An 18605-nucleotide genomic window follows, 5' to 3' on the forward strand; every position below is an offset into this window, starting at 1 on the left:
GGGGACGACGCGTGACCACAGTCCTGTTCTCCGTCGCCGGCGCGGTGGCGGTGGCCGCGGCCGTGCTCGTGGTGGTCTCCCGCCGGATCGTGCACGCCGCGCTCTGGCTGGTGGTCGCGCTCGGCGCCGTCGCCGGCTGCTTCGGCGCGCTGCACGCCGAGTTCGTCGCGCTGGTCCAGATCCTGGTGTACGTCGGAGCGATCGTCGTCCTGGTCCTGTTCGCGCTGATGCTCACGAAGGCGCCGACGAATCCGCTGCCGGAGCTCACCACCGGGCGCAGCCCGTTCGCGGCCGTGGTCGCCGCGGTGCTCGCGCTGATCCTCGGCGCCGGCGTGGTTCTTGCCTTTGGCAACGAGAAGATCGAGCCGGTGACCGGCGGGTCGGCGACGGCGATCGGCACCCAGGTGTTCAAGAACTGGGTGCTCCCGTTCGAGGTCCTGTCGGTGCTGCTGCTGGCGGCGCTGATCGGCGCGATCGCGCTGTCGCAGCGCAAGAAGGAGGACTGACGGTGCCGCTGATCCTCCCGCTGCTGCTGGCCGTCGTCCTGTTCTGCATCGGTGTGTACGGCGTCCTCGCGCGCCGCAACGTGATCACGATGCTGATGTCGTTCGAGCTGATGCTGAACGCGGTCAACCTGAATCTGGTCGCCTTCGACGCCTGGCGGGTGGACGAGGCCACCGGGCAGACGCTCGCGATCTTCGTGATCACGCTGGCCGCGGCCGAGATCGGTCTCGGCCTGGCGATCGTGCTGCTGCTGTTCCGCGGTCACGGCCATGTCGACGCCGACGCGGCCCGTGACCTGGTGGAGCGGCCATGATCGCGACGGTCTGGCGCGTCACCGGTGTGGCCTTCTCGCTGCTGATCCTGTTGTTCGCCGCCCTGCTGTACGGCGCTGCCCCGGATCAGGTCGCGTTCCTCGACTCGCCGGTCGGCGACCTCACCATCGGCTTCGCGGCCCGCACCGACGACCTGACGGTCCTGATGCTCGCGGTCGTCGGCGTGATCGCGACCTGCGTCCAGGTCTACTCGCTCGGGTACCTGCACCAGCGCCCGGCGTCGTACCACGCGCTGGTCACGTTGTTCACCGCGGCGATGGTGACCGTCGTGGTCTCGGACAGCCTGTTCTTCCTGCTGATCGGCTGGGAAGTGATGGGCGCCTGCTCGTACCTGCTGATCGGCCACTACTGGGAGCGCCGGGACGCTCGCTCGGGCGCAGTGAAGGCGTTCCTGATGACCCGGTTCGCCGACGTCGGGTTCCTGTTCGGCATCTTCGTGCTCGGTGTCGGCGCGGGGACGTTCCGGATTTCCGAACTCGATCCGGCGCGGATTTCCGCCGGGATCCTGACGACCGGGACGCTGCTGCTGCTCGTCGGGGTCGTCGGCAAGTCGGCGCAGGTCCCGTTGCAGACCTGGCTCCCGGACGCGATGCCCGGCCCGAGCCCGGTCAGCGCCCTGATCCACGCGGCCACGATGGTCGCCGCCGGCGTTTTCCTGATCGCCCGGCTGTACGACGTCTTCGCCGCGTCCGAGACCACGCTCACCGTGCTCGCGATCGTCGCCTGCGTGACGATGCTCGTCGCTGCGCTCTGCGCGTCGGCGGCGGTCGAGGTGAAGCGTGTCCTCGCCTGGTCGACGGTGAGCCAGCTCGCGATCATGTTCTCCGCGCTGTCGCTCGGCACGGCCGAGGGCCGGCACGCCGCGCTCTTCCACCTTGTCACGCATGCCGCGTTCAAGGGTCTGCTGTTCCTCTGCGCGGGAGTGCTGCTGCACCAGGTCGGCAGCGCGGCCCTGGTCGTCCTGCGCCGCTACACGCGCCGCGGAAAGCTGCGGAAAGCGCTGCCGGTGACGTTCCTGACCATGAGCGTCGGTCTCGCGGCGCTGGCCGGCGTCCCGGGGTTCGCCGGGTTCTTCTCCAAGGACGCGGTGATCGAGGCGGCCTGGGAACAGTCGCACGACGGGTCGGTCGTCGGGTGGGTCGTCCTGCTGTCCGTCTGCCTGACCGCGGCGCTGACGGCCTTCTACTGCGTGCGGCTGTGGCTGTGGACCTTCTTCCGGACGCCGGCGCTGGCCGGCGGCATCGGCGCGTTCGAGGACGGTGACGCGGCGGCCGACCTCGACGAGCCCGACACCTCCAAGCTCCGCGACGCGCCGTGGGTGATGCTGGCGCCGCTCGTGCTGCTCGCGGTCGCCTCGATCGTGCTCGGGTACGTCGACGGCGTGCACCTCAACTGGGTCATCGGGCTGGTCTCGACCGCGCTCGTGCTGCTCGGCGCGCTCCCGGCGTACTCGCTGTGGCGACGCGGGGCGGATCCGCGGCCGTTGCTGTTCGAGCGCGAGTTCGGCGTCGACCCGGCGTACCACGGTCTGGTCGTCGTGCCCGTGCGGTGGCTGGCCAAGCTGACCGTGGCGGGGGACCGCGACGTCATCGGTGCGTACGTCCGCGCGGCCGGCCGGACCGGGACGCTGGCGTCGCAGGGGTTCCGCCGGCTGCAGACCGGGAACGTGCAGACCTACCTGACGGCGGCCGTCATCGGCGCTGTCGCACTCGCAGTGCTCGCGGGGGTGATCGGCTCGTGAACGCGATCCTGCTGGCGATCCTCGTCCTGCCGGCGCTGGCCGCGGGGGCATTGTGGTCGATCCCGGCCGCGATCGGCGACCGTCTGGCGGCGGCGTACGGGTCGGTGATCTCCGGGCTCGTGCTGGTCGGGGCACTGATCCTCTGGCCGCGGACCGGGGGATGGTTCGCCTATGTGCCCGCGCAGGAACAGCTGCTCGGCGACGCCGTCCACCCGCTCGACGCCGTGATCGACGTACCGTGGATCCCGTCCCTCGACGTCCGGTTCCACATCGGCGTCGACTCGATCTCGGTGCCGCTGATCGTGCTGACGGCGCTGCTGACCTTCCTGTGCTGCCTGTACTCGCTGAAGATCACGCCGCGGATCGGCCGGACCCGTTCCCTGATCGCGCTGCTGCTGGTGATCGAGACCGGCGTGATCGGGACCTTCTCGGCGATGGACCTGGTGCTGTTCTTCGTCTGCTTCGAGATCGTGCTGATCCCGATGTGGCTGGTCATCGACATCTGGGGCGACCACCACGACCCGGCCGGACGGAAACGCGCCGCGAACACGTTCGTGCTGATGACCGTGTTCGGTTCCGCGCTGATGCTGCTCGGTTTCCTGCTGGTGCAACGGGTGACCGGGACGTTCGACATCGTCGCGCTGACCAACTCGCCGGTCGCCGGCGGGCACGGGGTCCCGCTGGCCGCCGCCGTACTGATCGCGGTCGGGCTGGCCGTGAAGGTGCCGCTGTGGCCCCTGCACATCTGGCTGCCGGATGCGCACGCGAAAGCGCCGACGGTGGGGTCGGTGCTGCTGGCCGGTGTGCTGCTGAAGCTCGGGACGTACGGCCTGATCCGGATCCTGGTCCCCGTGTTGCCGGACGCGACGGCGACGATCGCGCCGTACCTCGGGGCGTTCTCGACCGTGGCGATCGTCGCGGGGTCGCTGGCCTGTCTCGCGCAGACCGACGTCAAGCGGCTGATCGCGTACTCGAGCGTCGGGCACATGGGCTTCATCGGGCTCGGCATCGCGACCATGTCCCCGGCCGGCCTGCGCGGCGCGCTGTTCGCGAACATCGCGCACGGGCTGATCACCGGGCTGCTGTTCTTCCTGGCCGGAGCGATCAAGGACCGGCACGACACCAGCGACCTGCGCGCGATCGGCCGGGCCCTGTACGCCCGGTTGCCGCGGATCGCCGCACTGCTGACGTTCGCCTGTCTCGCCTCGCTCGGGCTGCCGGGGCTGGCCGGCTTCTGGGGCGAGATGCTGGTGCTGCTCGGCGCCTACGACCCCGCCGCCTGGTTGCCGCGGACGACGTTCCTGGTGTTCATGGTGATCGCCGGACTCGGCACGGTGCTGACCGCCGCGTACTTCCTGCGGCTGGTCCGCAACCTGTGCCAGGGCGACCCGGCCGAGAACCCGCCGGCCGCCTTCGCGGTCGATCTCAGCCGGATCGAGCTGATCACCTGGGCGCCGCTGGTCACGCTGACCGTCCTGCTAGGCGTCTGGCCCGGCCTCCTCCTGCAGCAGTGGGGTGCCCTGTGACCCTGACCTGGACAGATTGGCAGGCAATCGCGGTACCGCTGGTGCTGGCGATCGGTGCCGTCGCCGTACTGCTGGTCGACAGTTTCTGGAAGAGTGCCTCGGCCGAGCTGCGGCACACCGTCGTGACCTTGCTGACCAGCGCGGTCATCCTGTTCGGGCTCGTGTTCGCGTGGGCGCAGCGCGACGACTTCAAGCCCGCGTTCTGCCGGCCTGCGGTCGAAGGGCCGGCGCAATGCAGCCTGGTCTTCGAGCCGTTGACGGCCGGGTTGTGGGCGGTGCTGCTGATCGGCGGGCTCGGCGTCGCCGGCCTGTCGACGTACCGCCTGCTGGCCGCGGACATTCCGATCGGGGAGTACCACTTCCTGCTGCTCAGCGCGCTCACCGGCGCGACGGTGCTGGCCGGCGCGCGGGACCTGGCGACGCTCGTGATCGCGCTCGAGGTGGTGTCGCTGCCGAGCTTCGCGATGGTCGGGCTGCGCCGGGACCGGCGCGGTTCCGAGGGCGCGATGAAGGCGTTCCTGGTGTCGGTGCTGTCGACCGCCGTGATGCTGTTCGGCATCTCCTACGTGTACGGCGTGACCGGCTCGCTGTACCTGTCGACGATCGCGAACCGGCTGACCGGGCTGGATCCGGACCTGGCCCGGGTGGCGTTCGCGGCCGGGCTGTTCGTGATCGTCGGGTTCGCGTTCAAGATCGCGGCGGTGCCGTTCCATGCCTGGCTGCCGGACACGTACGTCGGCGCGCCGGTGGAGGTCACCACCTTCCTCGCGGTGGTCTCGAAGTCGGCCGGCGTTGCCGGGCTGCTGGTCCTGGTCACGTCCGGGATCGCGCCGGACGGCTCCCAACTGCGCACCGTGGTCGCGATCCTCGCCGCGGTCACGATGACCGTCGGGAATCTGGCCGCACTCCGTCAGGTCGAGGCGGTACGGCTGCTCGCGTGGTCGTCGATCGGGCAGGTCGGCTTCCTGCTCGCGCCGCTCGCGGTCGACGACGCACAGGCCGTCGTCGGGTACTTGGCGGCGTACGTCGTCGTCACGCTCGGCGCCTTCGGAGCGGTCGCTGTCGTGCAGCGCCATCGCCCCGGGGGACTACTCACGGACTACCGCGGCATGGTCCGCTCCGAGCCCGGTCTGGCCGCCGCCCTGATCTTCTTCCTGGTCGTCCTGGCCGGACTTCCGCCTGGTCTCGCGGGTCTCTTCACGAAGTTCGCCGCGTTCCAGGCCGTGATCGACGGCCATCTCGGCTGGCTCGCTATCGTCATGGCCGTCAACGTCATGATCGGCCTCGCCGTCTACCTGCGCTGGATCGCCGAGCTCTTCCGCCTGCCCGCCGACGACCCGTTCTCGGTCGACATCGAAACCCCGGCCGTCACGATGATCTCGCTCTGCACCGCGGTGGCCGCCGTCCTCTCGGTCCTGCCCAGCATCATGTTCGCGCTTGCGACCTGACGAAGTCCTCGTACTGGGACCAGACGCGGCGCCACAGCACGTCGCGGTCAGTGCCGGAGTAGTGCGGGAGCGGCAGGCGGAAAACGTCCGCGAGCGCGGCGAAGTAGTCGGCCGGGGTCTCGAGCAGGGTGTTGTCGACCCGGTCGGAAAACGTTTCGCTCAGCCCGACGGATCGTAGGACGACAACGGATTCCGGTGTCCGGCGGAACGCGGAGGCGAGTCGCACGAACGGGGACGCCGGGTCGGCGGAGAGCTGCCGGTGCTGGGCGGCGAACGCGTCCAGGGAGACCGGGGCCGACTCGAAGTCCATGCCGATCAGGTTCGCGCGCGGATCGTGGTCGAGTCGCCAGCCGTCGGTCTTCTCCGACGGGCGCAGGTGCAGCGTGAACGGGTACTGCTCGGCCTCGCCGGTCTCCAACGGCATCGGCTGGCGCAGACCGTCGCCGAGGCCCGCATCGACGAGCCACCAACGCCCCGGGTCCTCGACCAGTCCGCTCACCGTCAGGACCATGTGACTGCCGTCGATGTCGCCGGGCCGGTTGACCGTCTGTACGCCGCCGCGGTGCATCCGCACGCGGTACCCGAGCTCGGTCAGCAGCAGCGCGAACGTCCCGTTCAGCTGGAAGCAGTACCCGCCGGTCTCGCGCGCGACGATCCGCTTCGCCACGTCCTCCGGCTCGAACGCGCCACCCGGCGTGAGCTGGTACTGCACGGTCTCGTACGGCACCTGATCCACGTACGCCGCGTGCAGCTGATTCAGACCCTCCAGCCGCGGCGGGCCGTCGTACCCGCTGAGTCCGACTCGCCGGAGGAACGCCTCGGTGTCCATAGGAACCTAGGCTAAGCGGGGTGATCGACGTGTTCGACCGAGTTGATGCTCACGATGTCGCCGGCGAGCTCGGCGAGGTGTTCGCGGCCGCCTTCGGTGCTCCGGGGTACGACGACGAGCGCGCCGACGCCCAGCGGTTCGCCGCCGAACAGTTGCCGGCCCACGCCGCCCGCGACGACTTCAAACTCGTCGTCGCGCGCCTCCCGCGTCCTGTCGGCACACCGCCCGCCGGCAACGGCGTCGGCTCGCTCGACGTCGCGGGCGTGATGGGTGGCAGCGGCCCGATTGCCGGATTCGCTTACGGTTTCACCGGACACCTCGGGCAGTGGTGGTCGGACCGAGTCGCGGCGGCGATCGGTCCCGAACTCGCGGCGGAGTGGATCGGTGGGCACTTCGAGGTCGTCGAGCTCGCCGTCCTGCCCGCTGCCCAAGGGCAAGGCCTCGGGACCGCGTTGATGCAAGAACTGATGCGGGATCTCCCGAACCGGAAAGCGTTGCTGACGACGTACGCCGACGACCGTCCGGCGCCGCGGTTGTACCGGCGGCTGGGCTGGCGACTGCTCGTTGCCGACCTCGGCTGGGGGTCCGCGCTCTACGGGATGGACAGAGGTGTGCCCGTCGGCTCCTGACCTGGCAGGGTATGAGCCATGACCTCTGAGCGGATCTATGTCGGGAGCTACACGAGTCAGGCCGGCGGCGGGGACGGGATCGCGTTCGGGCCGCTGGACGGGATCGACACGGCGGCGACGGTCGCCGACCCGTCGTTCCTGGTCAGGTCCGCGGACGGGGGGTTCCTGTACGCCACCAACGAGGAGCCGGACGGTAAGGTCTCGGCGTTCGCGATCGGCGCGGACGGAGCGCTCGAGCTGCTCAACCAGCAGTCCACCGGCGGCATGCACCCGTGCCACCTGGACATCGACCCGTCCGGCCGGTTCCTGCTCTCGGCGAACTACACCTCGGGCTCCGTCGCCGTGCACCCTTTGCGCGAGAACGGTTCGCTCGGTGAGCGGGCGTATTTCGTGCAGCGGTCCGGGACCGGACCGAACGCGGAACGCCAGGAGGGACCGCACGCGCACCAGGTCGCGTTCGACCCGGCCGGTGAGTACGTGTTCGACGTCGACCTCGGGTCCGACACGGTCTACTCGTCGACACTCGGCGAGGACGGTGCGCTGCATGAGGTCGACCGGCTGCGGATCCACCCGGGCGCGGGGCCGCGGCACCTGGTGTTCCACCCGACGGCGGCCGCGGCGTACGTGATCAACGAGCTCGACTCGACGCTGACCGTCTGCAGCTACGCCGACGGGAAGCTGACGATCGTGCAGACGGTGTCCACCCGGCCGGCCGACTCGCCCGGCGAGAACTTCCCGGCCGAGCTGCTGATCTCCGCCGACGGCCGGTTCCTGTACGGATCGAACCGCGGCGACAACACGATCGCGGTCCTCGCGATCGCGGCCGACGGGCTGAGCGTGGAGCTGGTGCAGACGATCGGGTCCGGCGGGGACTGGCCGCGGCACCTCGCCTTCGGAAACGACCGGAACACGCTGTACGCCGCGAACGAGCGGTCCGGTCAGATCGCGACCTTCACGATCGCCGACGGCCGGCTCACCCAGGCGGGCGAGCCGGCCGCATGGCCGAAACCAGTGTGTGTCCTGCCGGTCTAGACGAGCTTCTCGAAGAAGAACTCGTGCTTGAGGAAGGACACGTCGTACTCGTGCCCCGGGTACGGCGGGTTCAGCTGGGCCGCCTGGAAGAGGCGCCAGCCGTCCTTGAGCGCGTCGAGCCCGGTCTCGTACGGCGGTACGTCGCTGTCACCCGTCGTCGGGTGCGTCTCGCCCGTGCCGTCGTACACCGACCAGCCGACCACGCGCGCATCCAGCGCCGAGGAGGCCAGGTAGAGGACCAGCACCTGCTGGCGGAGGCCGGTCACCTGTGGTGTCTCTGCCGTGGCGGTCATGCCATCTCCTTCTTCGCTGCGTGCTTTGCTGCGTGCGGGTTGTTCGCGCGGTCGGCCACCACGCGCTGCGGGCGGTTCGAGACGCGGGTGACCCAGTAGTTCGGGTCGTAGGTGTCGTCGCCGCTGATCGCGCGCCACAGCATGATGCGGTTGTACCGCTCCAGCCGGCCGGTGGCGTTCTCGTACCAGGGGAAGTTCTGCTCCAGCTCGGCCGCGACCTGGTCGTCGTACAGGTCGTCGGTGTTCCACAGCCGGACCTGGCGGACGGTCGGGTTGAACCGGATCTTGAACATGTAGCGGTCGATGTCGCTGTCGTTCTTGCGGCCGCCGTGCCAGATGCCGTGGTGCAGGAACTGGACGGTGCCGGCCGGGCAGACCAGACGGGTCTGGCCGAGCAGGTTCTGGTAGCGGCCGGTGTCGGACTCGTTCGTCCGGCGCAGGTGGCTGCCGGGGACGCTGAGCGTGCCGCCCATCTCCAGCGTCACGTCCTGCGGGTAGTACATCAGCTGAACGTCGAAGGCGTCGGTGCGGACGTCGATGATCGCGTCACCGTGCAGGTTCTGCGCCTCGCCCTCGTGGGCCTTGCGGATGTGGACCGCGTGGTGGTCGACGGTCGGCTCCGGGCCGACCAGGCTGTGGATCGCGCCGGCCACCTCGGGCAGCTGCACCAGGCGCTGGACGAAGTCGCTGTCCACGAACGCCTCCGACAGCGGGGTGCCGTACGGGACCCCCGGGATGCCGGCCTTCAGGACCTCGATCGCCTGCTGGTTCATCTCGTCCGGCACGACGGCGTCCATCCGGAGCGCGCCGGTGGCCACGAACTGCGCCATCTGTACCGAGGTGAGCAGGTGCTTGCGATGCGGATGGGGCATGGAAACTCCCATGGTGGAGTGGTGGTTGCTACTCCTCCAGGCTAGGCACGGAAAGCGTGTTCTCGCGTGGGTTGTGTTCACCACTGCTGGTAAATTCTCACTATGATCGAGTTGCACCTCACGCAACCCCCGGAGGTGCTGAACGTCGGCGCCGGGATCCACGGCGTGCGCGGACGGCGGGACGTCTTCCGCCTCCCGGACCTGTGGCAGCTGCACCTCTACAACTACTCGGCCGAGCTGACCCTGCTCGGTACGACGTTTTCCGTCGCGCCCGGCTACGTCTCGCTGACCCCCGCGGGCACGCAGGTGCAGTTCGACTACCGCGGGCGTTCCGAGCATCTTTACGCGCATTTCCGGCCGGTCGTCGCGGGCGTCCCGTCGTCGGTCCCCGTCGTCCAGGACGCCGGCGAGGCCGCGCCGCTGCTGTCCGGGCTGCTGCGCTCCGCGATCGAGTCCTCTCCGTCCGGTTCGTCCCGCACCACCGCGGACGTCTGGAGCGCGCTGTGGCGGATCGCGGAGCTCACGCCCGCGACCGCCGAGACCCGGCATCCGGCCGTCGCCACCGCGATCGCGCACATCGAGGCCAACCTCGCCCAGCCGCTCACGGTCCCCGGCCTGGCCCGGGTGGCCGGTGTCTCCCACAACCACCTGACCCGCCTGTTCCGGTCCGAGACCGGCGCCACGGTGATCGCGTACATCCGCCGCCGGCGCATGACCCGGGCCCGCCACCTGCTCGTCTCCTCCACCCTGTCCATCCCCGCGATCGCCGCGTCGGTGGGCATCCCCGACCTGCAGGCCTTCAACAAGACCTGCCACCGCGAACTCGGCACCTCACCGCGCGCCGTCCGGGGGAAAGCGGTGGCCGGTGAACGGGTGGGTGGTTAATGTCCGGGGCATGTACGAACTGATCCCGGTGGCCGCGGCGCCCGAGCTGGACGAAGAAGCGGGGCAGCGGTTCGTGGAGGAGTGGCCGGAGTTCATCTTCCACGACGAGGGCGTGAAGCCGTTCCGCGAGCGGCGGCTCGAGTATTTCCGCGACTGGGAGTTCTACTTCGTCGACGAGACCCGGCGGCTGATCGCGGGCTGCTGGGGCGTGCTGCTCGCGTGGGACGGCACGGTCGAGGACCTGCCCGGCGGGTTCACGGACTCGCTCGCGCGGTCGGTCACGGAGTACGAGGAAAACGTCGTACCGAACACGTTCGTGCTGATGGCGGCCGCCGTGCGTTCCGACGAGCAGGGGCAGGGCCACGCCGGCCGGGTCATCACCGCCGTTCGCGACCGCGCCGTCGCCTCCGGCCTCGGGCAGGTGATCGCGCCGGTCCGCCCGACGCTGAAGTCGCGCTACCCGCTGACCCCGATCGAGACCTTCATGACCTGGACCCGCGAGGACGGCCTGCCGCTGGACCCCTGGCTGCGCACCCACGTCCGCCTGGGCGCCACCCTCCTGGCGCCGGCTCCGGCCTCACAGACGATGACCGGCTCGGTGGTCGACTGGGAGAAATGGACCGGAATGCAGTTTCCGTCCTCCGGCACCTACACCATTCCCGACGGCCTCACCACGCTCGAGATCGACCGCGACGCCGGCACGGGCAAGTACGTCGAACCGAACATCTGGCTCCGGCACGTCTAGTTGGAGTGCGTGCGGGGGAACGCGGTCGCGACCGCGGCGGTGCGGCTGGTGACGCCTAGCCGTTCGTAGATGTTCTCCAGGTGCTTGCGCACGGTGCCCTCGGCGACGAAGAGGCGATGGGCGATCTGGGTGTTGCTGTGCCCGTCGGCGACCAGCCGGAGTAACTGCAGCTGGCGAGTGGTCAGGTCGGGGACACGGGCTCGGCGACGCTCGTGCGCGCGGAGCACCTCGATGAAGTGCGGGCGGAGCATCGTGAGCAGCAGCCGCTCGCGTTCGGTGAAGTCGCGGCCGGTGGCACGGAACAGCAGGATCCGGCGGTCCTCTGCGCCGCGCACCGGCAGCGGTACGGCGATCTCGTGGCGGGCACCGAGGACGCGGAACCACTCACCGACGATCGAGTTCGCCAGTTGGCGGCCGGACAGATAGTCGGAGACCTTCCAGACCGACTGGTAGTCGCCGGTGAGCTGCGGCCGGCAACAGGTCTCACCTTCCCAGTAGGACCGCCAGAACAGCTCCTCCCAGCCGTCCGGGAGCGGGTCCGGCACGATGCCGAACTCCTCCAGCGCGACGACCGCGCGGTCCAGCGGACGGCTCACCTGGAAGCTGATCTCCTCGGCCGGGACCAGTTCGGCGAGCGCGGCCAGCAGTTCGCGCGGGAACAGTTCCTCAGGATCCGCCCGACGGCCGGAGTCGACGACGTCGAGGATCTGACGCAGATCGCGTTCGGTGACAGTCATGACCATCTCCCCCTCCCCAGGCCAGGCCGATCCGGCCGATGGCAATACGGCGAACGTCGTATGGCTGTCAGCGATCGGCCGCGGTGAGCTAGCCGCGTGGGGCGGCGCCGTGCTGTTCCGCTGTTCGGAGGGGAACGTCATGAGATTGCTGTTTCGCCCAGCCGTATTGCTCATCACCGGCACGTTGGCGTTGGCAGGTTCCGTCGTCGCACCTGCGAGCGCCAGGCGGGTGGACGCGGCGCCGGTGCTCGACTGGAGCCGGTACGCCACGCAGGTGATCGTCGCGGGGGCGCCCACCGGCCAGTTCCGAAGTACTGCTCGGCATCGTGCACGTGGCGATCGCCGACACCGTGGCCGGGCTCGGGTACGGCCGGCCGTTCCAGGTCGCCGTACGACCGGATCGGAGAGTGTCCGCCGCGGCCGCGGTCGCCACCGCGGCGTACGACGTACTGCGGGCCCGCGTACCGTCACCCGGGCTGGAAACGACGTACGCCGACTACCTGGCCGGTGTACCGGACGGGGGAGGGAAGACGCGGGGTATCCAGCTGGGCCGAGCTGTGGCGGCGGGCGTACTCGCGTGGCGCGCGGGCGACGGCCTGAGCAACACCGTGCCCTACGTGCAGGCCCTGCCAGGTCCAGGCGTGTGGGAGCCGACGGCCGCGACACCTCCTATCGACATCGTGCTCACGCAGGTCAGGCCGCTGGCGCTGCGCTCTCGTGCGCAGTTCCGCCCGGACGGGCCGTATCCGCTGGCCAGCAAGCGTTACGCGCGTGACGTCGCCGAGGTGGCTTCAGTGGGTCGCAAGGACAGCCCGACGCGTACGGCGGCCCAGACGGAAACGGCGATGTTCTGGTCCGAGCAGACGGCTCAGCAGTGGAGCCGGGCGCTGCTGCAGTTGGCCGCTGACCGGCACCTCTCGCTGGGTAGTGCCGCGCAGATGCTGGCGCGGGCCCACGTCTCGGCCGGCGACGCGGTCATCGCCTGCTGGGACGCCAAGTTCCACTACCTGTCGTGGCGGCCGGTCCACGCCATCCAGCGCGCCGACACCGACGGAAACCGTCGTACTCAGGCTGATCCGACGTGGCAGGCCCTGCTGAACGTCAACCACCCGGAGTACCCGTCCGGCCACGCATGCCTCACCGCGGGCGTGACCGGTGCGTTGCAGGCCTTCTTCCACACGGGCAGGGTCCCTCTGACGATGAGCAGTCTGGTCACGAACACCACACGCTCCTATGCAGACCTGGCCGCAGTACGCAGCGACGTCCGTGAGGCCCGGATCCTGGCCGGCCTGCACTTCCGCCACTCCATGCTCGACGGCGAGGCACTGGGCAGCCAGGTGGCGGCGTGGGTCGCTACTGGACGGCCAGGGCGGCTAGGCCAGTCGTGAGGATGCCTTTGGTCACCTGGAGCGCGTAGGGCTCCTCCGGGCCGGTGATGGCCTGGTGGGACCAGCCGACGACGTCTTCGAAGGCTCTGACGTGCCGGTAGTAGTGGACAGCTTCCTGGTCGACGGTGTGGGGCCCGTAGCCGGCCAGGAAGGCGTCCGTCTGGTCTGTCGTGGTGGGGCCGACGTCGCCCATGCCGCCGAGCATGAACATCAGGTCCTGTTCGCGGGGCGCGAAGATGACGTCGTCCCAGTCGATCAGGTGCAGCCCGTTCCGGATCAGGACGTTGCCCAGATGCGGGTCGCCGTGGCAGACGACCCGCGGGCCGGTCGGCGCGGGAGGCCGGTTGGTGAGCAGGTCCTCGATGATGTGGTCGTACTGCTTCCACACCGCGGCCAGCTCCTCCTCGACCTCACCCTCGGGCGTCTCCAGCCGCGTCCGCACCTCCGCCGCGAGAGCCGGCGTCCGTGCGTCGATCTGGCTGTGCTTCGGCAGCGCGTCCCGCAGCCGGTGGGGCGGCTCGGCGTCGTGCACGCGCCGCAGCAACGCGCCGTACTCGGACCACTGCTCGTCCGTCAGCCCCGTCCGCGCCGCCCGCGGCCCGTCGATCCACGGCGTGATCGTCAACCGCTTCTTCGCGTGCACGCTCCACAGCCCGCCCTCGACGGTCCGGATCATCTCCAGTACGCCCGGCAGCCCGGAATCGGCCAGAAACGCCGCGACCTGATGCCCCGTGTTCGTCCCCGCGCCGCTCCACTTCACGGCGTACACGTTGGTCGCCGTACTCGCCCGCCACACCTGCGCGGCGATATCCGCGCCCTCCGCCACCGGTGTGAGCTCCACCACGTCGAGCCCGAAGTCCGCCAGCAACCACTTCCGCAGCAACGTCTCACCCACACCGCCAGCATGCCCGGCAAACAGGTCCGCAGCGAACCGATTACCGGGCAGGGCGCGTCAGCGGTAATTCACGAACTGGACGGCGAAGTCGTAGTCCTGGGACTTGATCAGGGACTGGACCGCCTGCAGGTCGTCGCGGCTCTTGCTGGACACTCGCAGCTCTTCGCCCTGGATCTGCGCCTTGACGCCCTTCGGGCCCTCGTCGCGGATCAGCTTCGAGAGCTTCTTCGCGTTCTCCTGCGTGATCCCGGCGTCGATCGTGGCGTTGATCTTGTAGATCTTCCCGGACAGCTTCGGCTCGTCGGCCTGCAGCCCCTTGAGCGAGATCTGCCGCTTCACCAGCTTGTCCTTGAACACGTCCAGGACGGCGCTCACCCGCTCCTCGGTGTTCGCCTGCATGTCGATCGCCTCACCGGACCACTTGATCCCGGCGTCGACGTTCTTGAAGTCGAACCGCTGGCTGATCTCCTTCGCCGCCTGGTTCACGGCGTTGTCCACCTCCTGACGGTCCACCTTGTTCACGATGTCGAAGGAGGACTCCGAAGCCATGGGCACTTCCTTTCCGATTTGCTGTCAGGGCCACTACCTGTTGTATCGTCTCCCACGCCGGTTCACGAACCGGCAGCACCCTGGCGGGTTGCCCGAGCGGCCAAAGGGAGCAGACTGTAAATCTGTCGGCGTATGCCTACGCAGGTTCGAACCCTGCACCCGCCACGAAGGCGATGGGCGAGGTGTGTCGCGCAGTTCCTGCGCTGACCGCCTCGCCTTCGTCGTGTTGTGCGGCTGCGCTTCGCTTGCCGCAGGCGGGGGCTCCCCCTGCGCCTTCGCTTCGCTCGGCGGTTGGGGTCGGGTTTGCCAGTTACCTCCGGCACCCCCGCGCCTTCGCTTCGCTCGGCGGTGGGGTGGGTTCGGCTGTTACTCGCGGGTTGATGTGTAGGGTCGGCCGTCCGGTCAGGTGTTCTGGGGAGGACTGTCGATGAAGCTTCGGCGTTGTGCGCTTGCTCTGGCTGCGTTCGGACTGGTGGCTGCCGGCACCACTACCACTGCTTCTGCGGCGCCCGCCGCTGCGGCGCAGCTGTGTTCCAACTCGGTTGTCTGGCCTACCAAGGCCAACGTCGTGGACACGGTCGACATCACCGCGCACAAGCCGCCGACCCCGGTGACGCCGCCGTACGTGTACTCGAAGTTCTTCGCCAGCCGCTACATGGACAGGTGGTACCTGGCGTGGAACGCCACGGGCACGCAGTACTACGCCTTCGGTCTGTTCCTGCTGGGCTCGAACCTGTACCGGCAGACGACCGTCTTCTCGGGGCCGCGTCCGTGGCAGTCGAAGGCGGTTCGGGTCGGTACCGGCTGGGGGAGCTTCAAGTCCATCGCCACCTCGAACTATCCCCTCAAGGGAGCCCGGCCCGCGTACCTGTACGGCCTGAACACCAACGGCAACCTGTACCGCTACGCCCCGAACGGCACCGGCTACCGGTCGGCGGGCTCGTTCGCCGGTTTCCGGGGCTTCAAGGCGATGACCATGATCAGCGAGGAGCGGACGTACGACACCCTGCTGATGACGACGACGGCCGGCGCGCTCTACACCATCCACATCCCGATCACCGCCGGTGCGAAGCCGGTGGTGAAGCTGGTCCGGAAGTCCGGGTGGGCGGCGTTCGAGTCACTGGTCGTCAACAAGTGCGGCGTCAACGGCCCGACGGTCATCATCGCCGTCGACCACGACACCCAGGCCGGCTACCAGTACGGCTTCAGCAAGTTCAACGGCACAGCCACCGCGATGGTGTCGTACGGCAAGGTGCCGGCGGTCTTCAACGGGCTGAATCACACCTCCCAGGTCGGATTCCTGGACATCCTCCTGGGCGAGTAACGGCCTCGTCGGCCTCGGACCGCAGGGAATAGGGTCGGCTCGGGCGGGAGTTGAAGGTTGCGACGGAGTGTCTGAGCGAGGAGAACGATGAAACCCACCGAGTTCGTGAAGGTGAACGGTCAGTTCTGGGGGGAGCACCTCAAGGGAGTGGCCGGGCATCTGCCGGTGAGTCACCGCAGCGAGTTGCCGGGGCCGATGCTGTTCCCGCGGATGATGGTGCTGACCGAGACGCCGGACTGGAACATCCTCGAGCTCGTCGGGCTCAGCCGCGAGTACCGCAGCCTCGAGGTCCGGCGGCAGAAGGTGGGCAGCATCGAGGAGTACTTCGGGCTCGGCGGCGGCCGCACCGTGGTCGCGAACCTGCAGGGGCAGAACTGGTTCAAGGACGCGACGATCGCGACCGAGGCCGGCCGGAAAACGCTGGTCGAGCAGTTTCCGAAGGCCGGAAACATGCTCGGCGAAGAGGTCGTCGGCCCGGCCGACGAGGTGCTGCGGTTTGCGCCCGGAAACTACTCGACCTTCGACCGCGCCCTGCTCGTGCAGACGTCCGGAGACTCGCTGCGGGCGCACTGGGTGTTCTTCGCGCTGGCGATCCACCGGTCGGAGCCGGCCGACAAGTACCTCGATTTCCTGCGGAACTACATCAACTCCCGCCCGCACCTCGACCCGGTGGGCACGATCAGCCTACCGATCGACCCGGCCGTGCTGACGGCCGACGCGTTCGAGAGCACCTACCTCGCGCACGGCCTGCAGGACAGCGGCGTCGACGATTTCCTGGACAAGCACGAGGGCATCCTGCTGTCGGCGTTCGACGCGACGAAGCTGGTCCGCCGGCCGGCGCTCGGCGACCTGCACCCGGACTTCATCCTCGAGCGCGCCGACGGCAGCCACATCGTCGGGCGGCTCGAGCTCCCGGTCGTCGACTCCGGGAACGGAAAGAAGCGGCGCCGCGTTTTCCGTACGCCGGTGCAGGACAGCGCGGCCGAGCTCGCGCAGTACGCCGAGTACCTGAAGAACGCGGAGAACCGCGCGCAGGTGAAGTCGAAGTACGACGTCGACGTCGCCGACCCACGCCAGGTCCTGATCGTGTCCTCCCACGAGCCGGTCACCCCGGCAGCCGGCGTGGAGGTCATCGACTACGACACCGTCCTCCGCTTCCACCTCGCCACGAACGGCTGACCGCCTGCGCACCACCGTGTCCCGGCTGGTACTTCCGTAGGGTCTGCCTATGGAGTACTTCGTCTACGGTCGGGACACGGTGGATGGCTTCGAGATCAAGGTCGCTCTGAACGAAGAGCACTGGACCTTCATGGACGGGTACGCCGACGGCCTGATCGCGCGCGGCCCGACGCTGACCGAGGACGGCGAACGGACCACCGGCAGCCTGCACATCGTCGACCTGCCCGACGACGAGGCGGTCCGATCCTTCGTGTACGACGAGCCGTACTACCGCGCCGGCGCCTTCGAAACCGTGGAGATCCACCGTTTCCGCAACCACTACCCAGGCCGCACGATGTGGGACTTCACCGGCACCGTCGAACGCCGCTACCTGGCACTCACCAAGGACGCCGCACGCCCGCTCACCTCGGAACACCTGATCATGTACGGCGACCTACTCGACGGCACCACCCACATCGGTCGCGCCGCCCTCCTGCAAGCCCCATCCGCCCAAGCCGCCGCTACCCTGATCCAGGCCGACAACGCCGAAATCCACCCCTGGGAATTCGGCGGTCGGCGGTAGTTCAGCCGCTGACGAGACGATCCGCGACAACCTGGGCGACGCGCCGGCCGTCAGCCGACGCGTCGCCCAGCCCGCACGTGCTGTGGTTCAGCCCGTCGAACTCCAGGTACTCGAACCCGATACCTTCCAGCACCGGCCGCAGCCGCCGGAAACGCCGGATCGCGGGGTCCGCGGTGCCGAGGTAGACAACCTTGGCACCGGCGTACAGCCGGAGCTCGTGATGCCAGTCGTACGAACGGTACGTCCGCCAGAACTCCAGTGCAGCCCGCGGCAGCCGAGGCTCCCGTTCCATCCGGCGCATCTCGCCGTCGGTCGGGAACCCGATCGGTGTGACCCCGCCCATGACGAGGGCCGCGGCCCGGTCCGTCGACCTGGCAACGAGTGCCGCCATGCAGGCGGGCTGCGAGAATCCCCAGATCCCGAACCGGCCGATCCCTTCGTGATCGAGAACAGCGAGGACCTGGTCGCCGACGGAGCCGAAGTCGTAGTCGTCCGGCCGGTCGCCGGCGCCGAAGCCGATCGGATGGATCTGCAGCACCCGGAACCGCTGTGCGAGCGGGGTGACGACCGGATAGTCCAGTGGGCGGCGATTGTTCTTCATTAGCACGAGGGCCGGCCCGGCGCCGCTGACCCGGTACGCGATGCGCGCGCCCGAGCGCTCGACGTACCGGTAGGTCATCAGATGATGGATTGCAGGGCGGATGCCAGGGTTTGGCGGGTTGTGGCGGGGAGGTTTGCCGTCAGGGTGTTGATGCGGTCGACGACGGCGTTGTGGGCGTCGTGGGCCAGGGACAGGCCCTCGGGGGTCAGTTCGATCTGACAGGCGCGGCGGTCGGTCGGGCTGGGGATGCGGGCCACCAGGGTGCGGCGCTCGAGGCGGTCGACCATGCTCGTCAGGCTGGAGCGTTCGATGCTCAGGATGCGGCTGAGCTCGGTCATGCCCAGCGGGCCGGCGATCAGCACGCACAGGAGGTGCGCCTGTTGCGGGGTGAGGCCCAGCGGGCGACTGGTCTCGGCGTGCACGTCCTGCAGCCGGTGCATGGTCTGCACCAGCGCGCTCGCAAGGTCGGTGTCCCGGGCCGTCGTCGTCACCATGCCTCCATGATAGTCCGCTGGCCTAATAGTTTGTGGTTCG

The 18605-nt window shown here is 69.1% G+C and carries 21 protein-coding genes and 1 tRNA gene; 14 read left to right on the top strand and 8 right to left on the bottom strand.

What is annotated here, in order from left to right; translation table 11 throughout:
• Positions 1-11: 11 nt before the first annotated feature.
• Genes ACWEOO_RS10040 through ACWEOO_RS10060 form a run of 5 tightly spaced genes read left to right on the top strand, consistent with a single transcriptional unit; the run spans position 12 to position 5551 of the window.
• Positions 12-506 (top strand): NADH-quinone oxidoreductase subunit J family protein, encoded by a 495-nt coding sequence (locus tag ACWEOO_RS10040; protein WP_359939789.1) that lies wholly within the window; start codon positions 12-14, stop codon positions 504-506.
• Between the two features lie 2 nt (positions 507-508).
• Positions 509-817 carry an NADH-quinone oxidoreductase subunit NuoK gene (gene nuoK / locus ACWEOO_RS10045; RefSeq protein WP_355482322.1) on the top strand — a complete coding sequence of 103 codons (309 nt, stop codon included), beginning with the start codon at positions 509-511 and terminating at the stop codon, positions 815-817.
• Complete coding sequence (locus ACWEOO_RS10050) at positions 814-2577, top strand: NADH-quinone oxidoreductase subunit 5 family protein (protein ID WP_452142677.1); 1764 nt, start codon at positions 814-816, stop codon at positions 2575-2577. The genes nuoK and ACWEOO_RS10050 overlap by 4 nt, the downstream gene beginning before the upstream one ends.
• Positions 2574-4103, top strand: coding sequence for a complex I subunit 4 family protein (locus tag ACWEOO_RS10055; protein ID WP_452142678.1), 1530 nt, complete (start codon positions 2574-2576; stop codon positions 4101-4103). The genes ACWEOO_RS10050 and ACWEOO_RS10055 overlap by 4 nt, the downstream gene beginning before the upstream one ends.
• A complete protein-coding gene (locus tag ACWEOO_RS10060) occupies positions 4100-5551 on the top strand; it encodes an NADH-quinone oxidoreductase subunit N (RefSeq protein WP_452142679.1) in 1452 nt (483 codons plus the stop codon). The genes ACWEOO_RS10055 and ACWEOO_RS10060 overlap by 4 nt, the downstream gene beginning before the upstream one ends.
• On the opposite strand, the gene ACWEOO_RS10065 is transcribed toward ACWEOO_RS10060, so the two are convergent.
• Positions 5529-6380 (bottom strand): arylamine N-acetyltransferase family protein, encoded by an 852-nt coding sequence (locus ACWEOO_RS10065; RefSeq protein WP_452142680.1) that lies wholly within the window; start codon positions 6378-6380, stop codon positions 5529-5531. The genes ACWEOO_RS10060 and ACWEOO_RS10065 overlap by 23 nt on opposite strands.
• A 20-nt stretch (positions 6381-6400) precedes the next feature.
• On the opposite strand from ACWEOO_RS10065, the gene ACWEOO_RS10070 reads away from it, so the two are divergent.
• Positions 6401-7009 carry a GNAT family N-acetyltransferase gene (locus ACWEOO_RS10070; RefSeq protein WP_452142681.1) on the top strand — a complete coding sequence of 203 codons (609 nt, stop codon included), beginning with the start codon at positions 6401-6403 and terminating at the stop codon, positions 7007-7009.
• An 18-nt stretch (positions 7010-7027) separates the two neighbouring features.
• Complete coding sequence (locus ACWEOO_RS10075) at positions 7028-8041, top strand: lactonase family protein (RefSeq protein WP_452142682.1); 1014 nt, start codon at positions 7028-7030, stop codon at positions 8039-8041.
• On the opposite strand, the gene ACWEOO_RS10080 is transcribed toward ACWEOO_RS10075, so the two are convergent.
• Both ACWEOO_RS10080 and ACWEOO_RS10085 read right to left on the bottom strand, forming a co-directional pair.
• Complete coding sequence (locus tag ACWEOO_RS10080) at positions 8038-8334, bottom strand: hypothetical protein (protein ID WP_359939768.1); 297 nt, start codon at positions 8332-8334, stop codon at positions 8038-8040. The two genes, ACWEOO_RS10075 and ACWEOO_RS10080, sit on opposite strands and share 4 nt — an antisense overlap.
• Positions 8331-9206 (bottom strand): phytanoyl-CoA dioxygenase family protein, encoded by an 876-nt coding sequence (locus ACWEOO_RS10085; RefSeq protein ID WP_452142683.1) that lies wholly within the window; start codon positions 9204-9206, stop codon positions 8331-8333. Before ACWEOO_RS10085 ends, ACWEOO_RS10080 begins: the two co-directional genes overlap by 4 nt.
• A gap of 102 nt (positions 9207-9308) precedes the next feature.
• Between ACWEOO_RS10085 and ACWEOO_RS10090 the strand changes: the two genes are divergently transcribed.
• Complete coding sequence (locus ACWEOO_RS10090; protein ID WP_452142684.1) at positions 9309-10091, top strand: helix-turn-helix domain-containing protein; 783 nt, start codon at positions 9309-9311, stop codon at positions 10089-10091.
• A 10-nt stretch (positions 10092-10101) separates the two neighbouring features.
• Positions 10102-10836 (top strand): hypothetical protein, encoded by a 735-nt coding sequence (locus ACWEOO_RS10095; protein ID WP_452142685.1) that lies wholly within the window; start codon positions 10102-10104, stop codon positions 10834-10836.
• Here ACWEOO_RS10095 and ACWEOO_RS10100 read toward each other — a convergent pair.
• Positions 10833-11573, bottom strand: a complete 741-nt coding sequence (locus ACWEOO_RS10100; protein ID WP_359939756.1) for a helix-turn-helix domain-containing protein — start codon at positions 11571-11573, stop codon at positions 10833-10835. The two genes, ACWEOO_RS10095 and ACWEOO_RS10100, sit on opposite strands and share 4 nt — an antisense overlap.
• A 332-nt stretch (positions 11574-11905) precedes the next feature.
• Between ACWEOO_RS10100 and ACWEOO_RS10105 the strand changes: the two genes are divergently transcribed.
• Positions 11906-12961, top strand: a complete 1056-nt coding sequence (locus tag ACWEOO_RS10105; RefSeq protein ID WP_452142686.1) for a vanadium-dependent haloperoxidase — start codon at positions 11906-11908, stop codon at positions 12959-12961.
• On the opposite strand, the gene ACWEOO_RS10110 is transcribed toward ACWEOO_RS10105, so the two are convergent.
• A complete protein-coding gene (locus ACWEOO_RS10110) occupies positions 12927-13856 on the bottom strand; it encodes a phosphotransferase enzyme family protein (RefSeq protein WP_452142687.1) in 930 nt (309 codons plus the stop codon). The genes ACWEOO_RS10105 and ACWEOO_RS10110 overlap by 35 nt on opposite strands.
• A gap of 57 nt (positions 13857-13913) precedes the next feature.
• Positions 13914-14405, bottom strand: coding sequence for a YajQ family cyclic di-GMP-binding protein (locus tag ACWEOO_RS10115; RefSeq protein ID WP_359939747.1), 492 nt, complete (start codon positions 14403-14405; stop codon positions 13914-13916).
• Between the two features lie 82 nt (positions 14406-14487).
• Here ACWEOO_RS10115 and ACWEOO_RS10120 point away from each other — a divergent pair.
• The 4 genes from ACWEOO_RS10120 (at position 14488) to ACWEOO_RS10135 (ending at position 17470) form a co-directional block, all read left to right on the top strand.
• Positions 14488-14570 (top strand) — tRNA-Tyr (locus ACWEOO_RS10120).
• Positions 14571-14832: 262 nt separating this feature from the next.
• Positions 14833-15729: a hypothetical protein gene (locus ACWEOO_RS10125; RefSeq protein ID WP_452142688.1), complete on the top strand. Its 897-nt coding sequence runs from the start codon at positions 14833-14835 to the stop codon at positions 15727-15729.
• 87 nt (positions 15730-15816) lie between these two features.
• Complete coding sequence (locus ACWEOO_RS10130; protein WP_452142689.1) at positions 15817-16908, top strand: hypothetical protein; 1092 nt, start codon at positions 15817-15819, stop codon at positions 16906-16908.
• 49 nt (positions 16909-16957) lie between these two features.
• Positions 16958-17470: a YciI family protein gene (locus tag ACWEOO_RS10135; protein WP_452142690.1), complete on the top strand. Its 513-nt coding sequence runs from the start codon at positions 16958-16960 to the stop codon at positions 17468-17470.
• A gap of 1 nt (position 17471) precedes the next feature.
• On the opposite strand, the gene ACWEOO_RS10140 is transcribed toward ACWEOO_RS10135, so the two are convergent.
• Positions 17472-18149 carry an alpha/beta fold hydrolase gene (locus tag ACWEOO_RS10140; RefSeq protein WP_452142691.1) on the bottom strand — a complete coding sequence of 226 codons (678 nt, stop codon included), beginning with the start codon at positions 18147-18149 and terminating at the stop codon, positions 17472-17474.
• Complete coding sequence (locus tag ACWEOO_RS10145) at positions 18149-18565, bottom strand: MarR family winged helix-turn-helix transcriptional regulator (protein WP_452142692.1); 417 nt, start codon at positions 18563-18565, stop codon at positions 18149-18151. Before ACWEOO_RS10145 ends, ACWEOO_RS10140 begins: the two co-directional genes overlap by 1 nt.
• Between the last annotated feature and the right edge of the window lie 40 nt (positions 18566-18605).

Source organism: Kribbella sp. NPDC004138 (assembly GCF_053603655.1).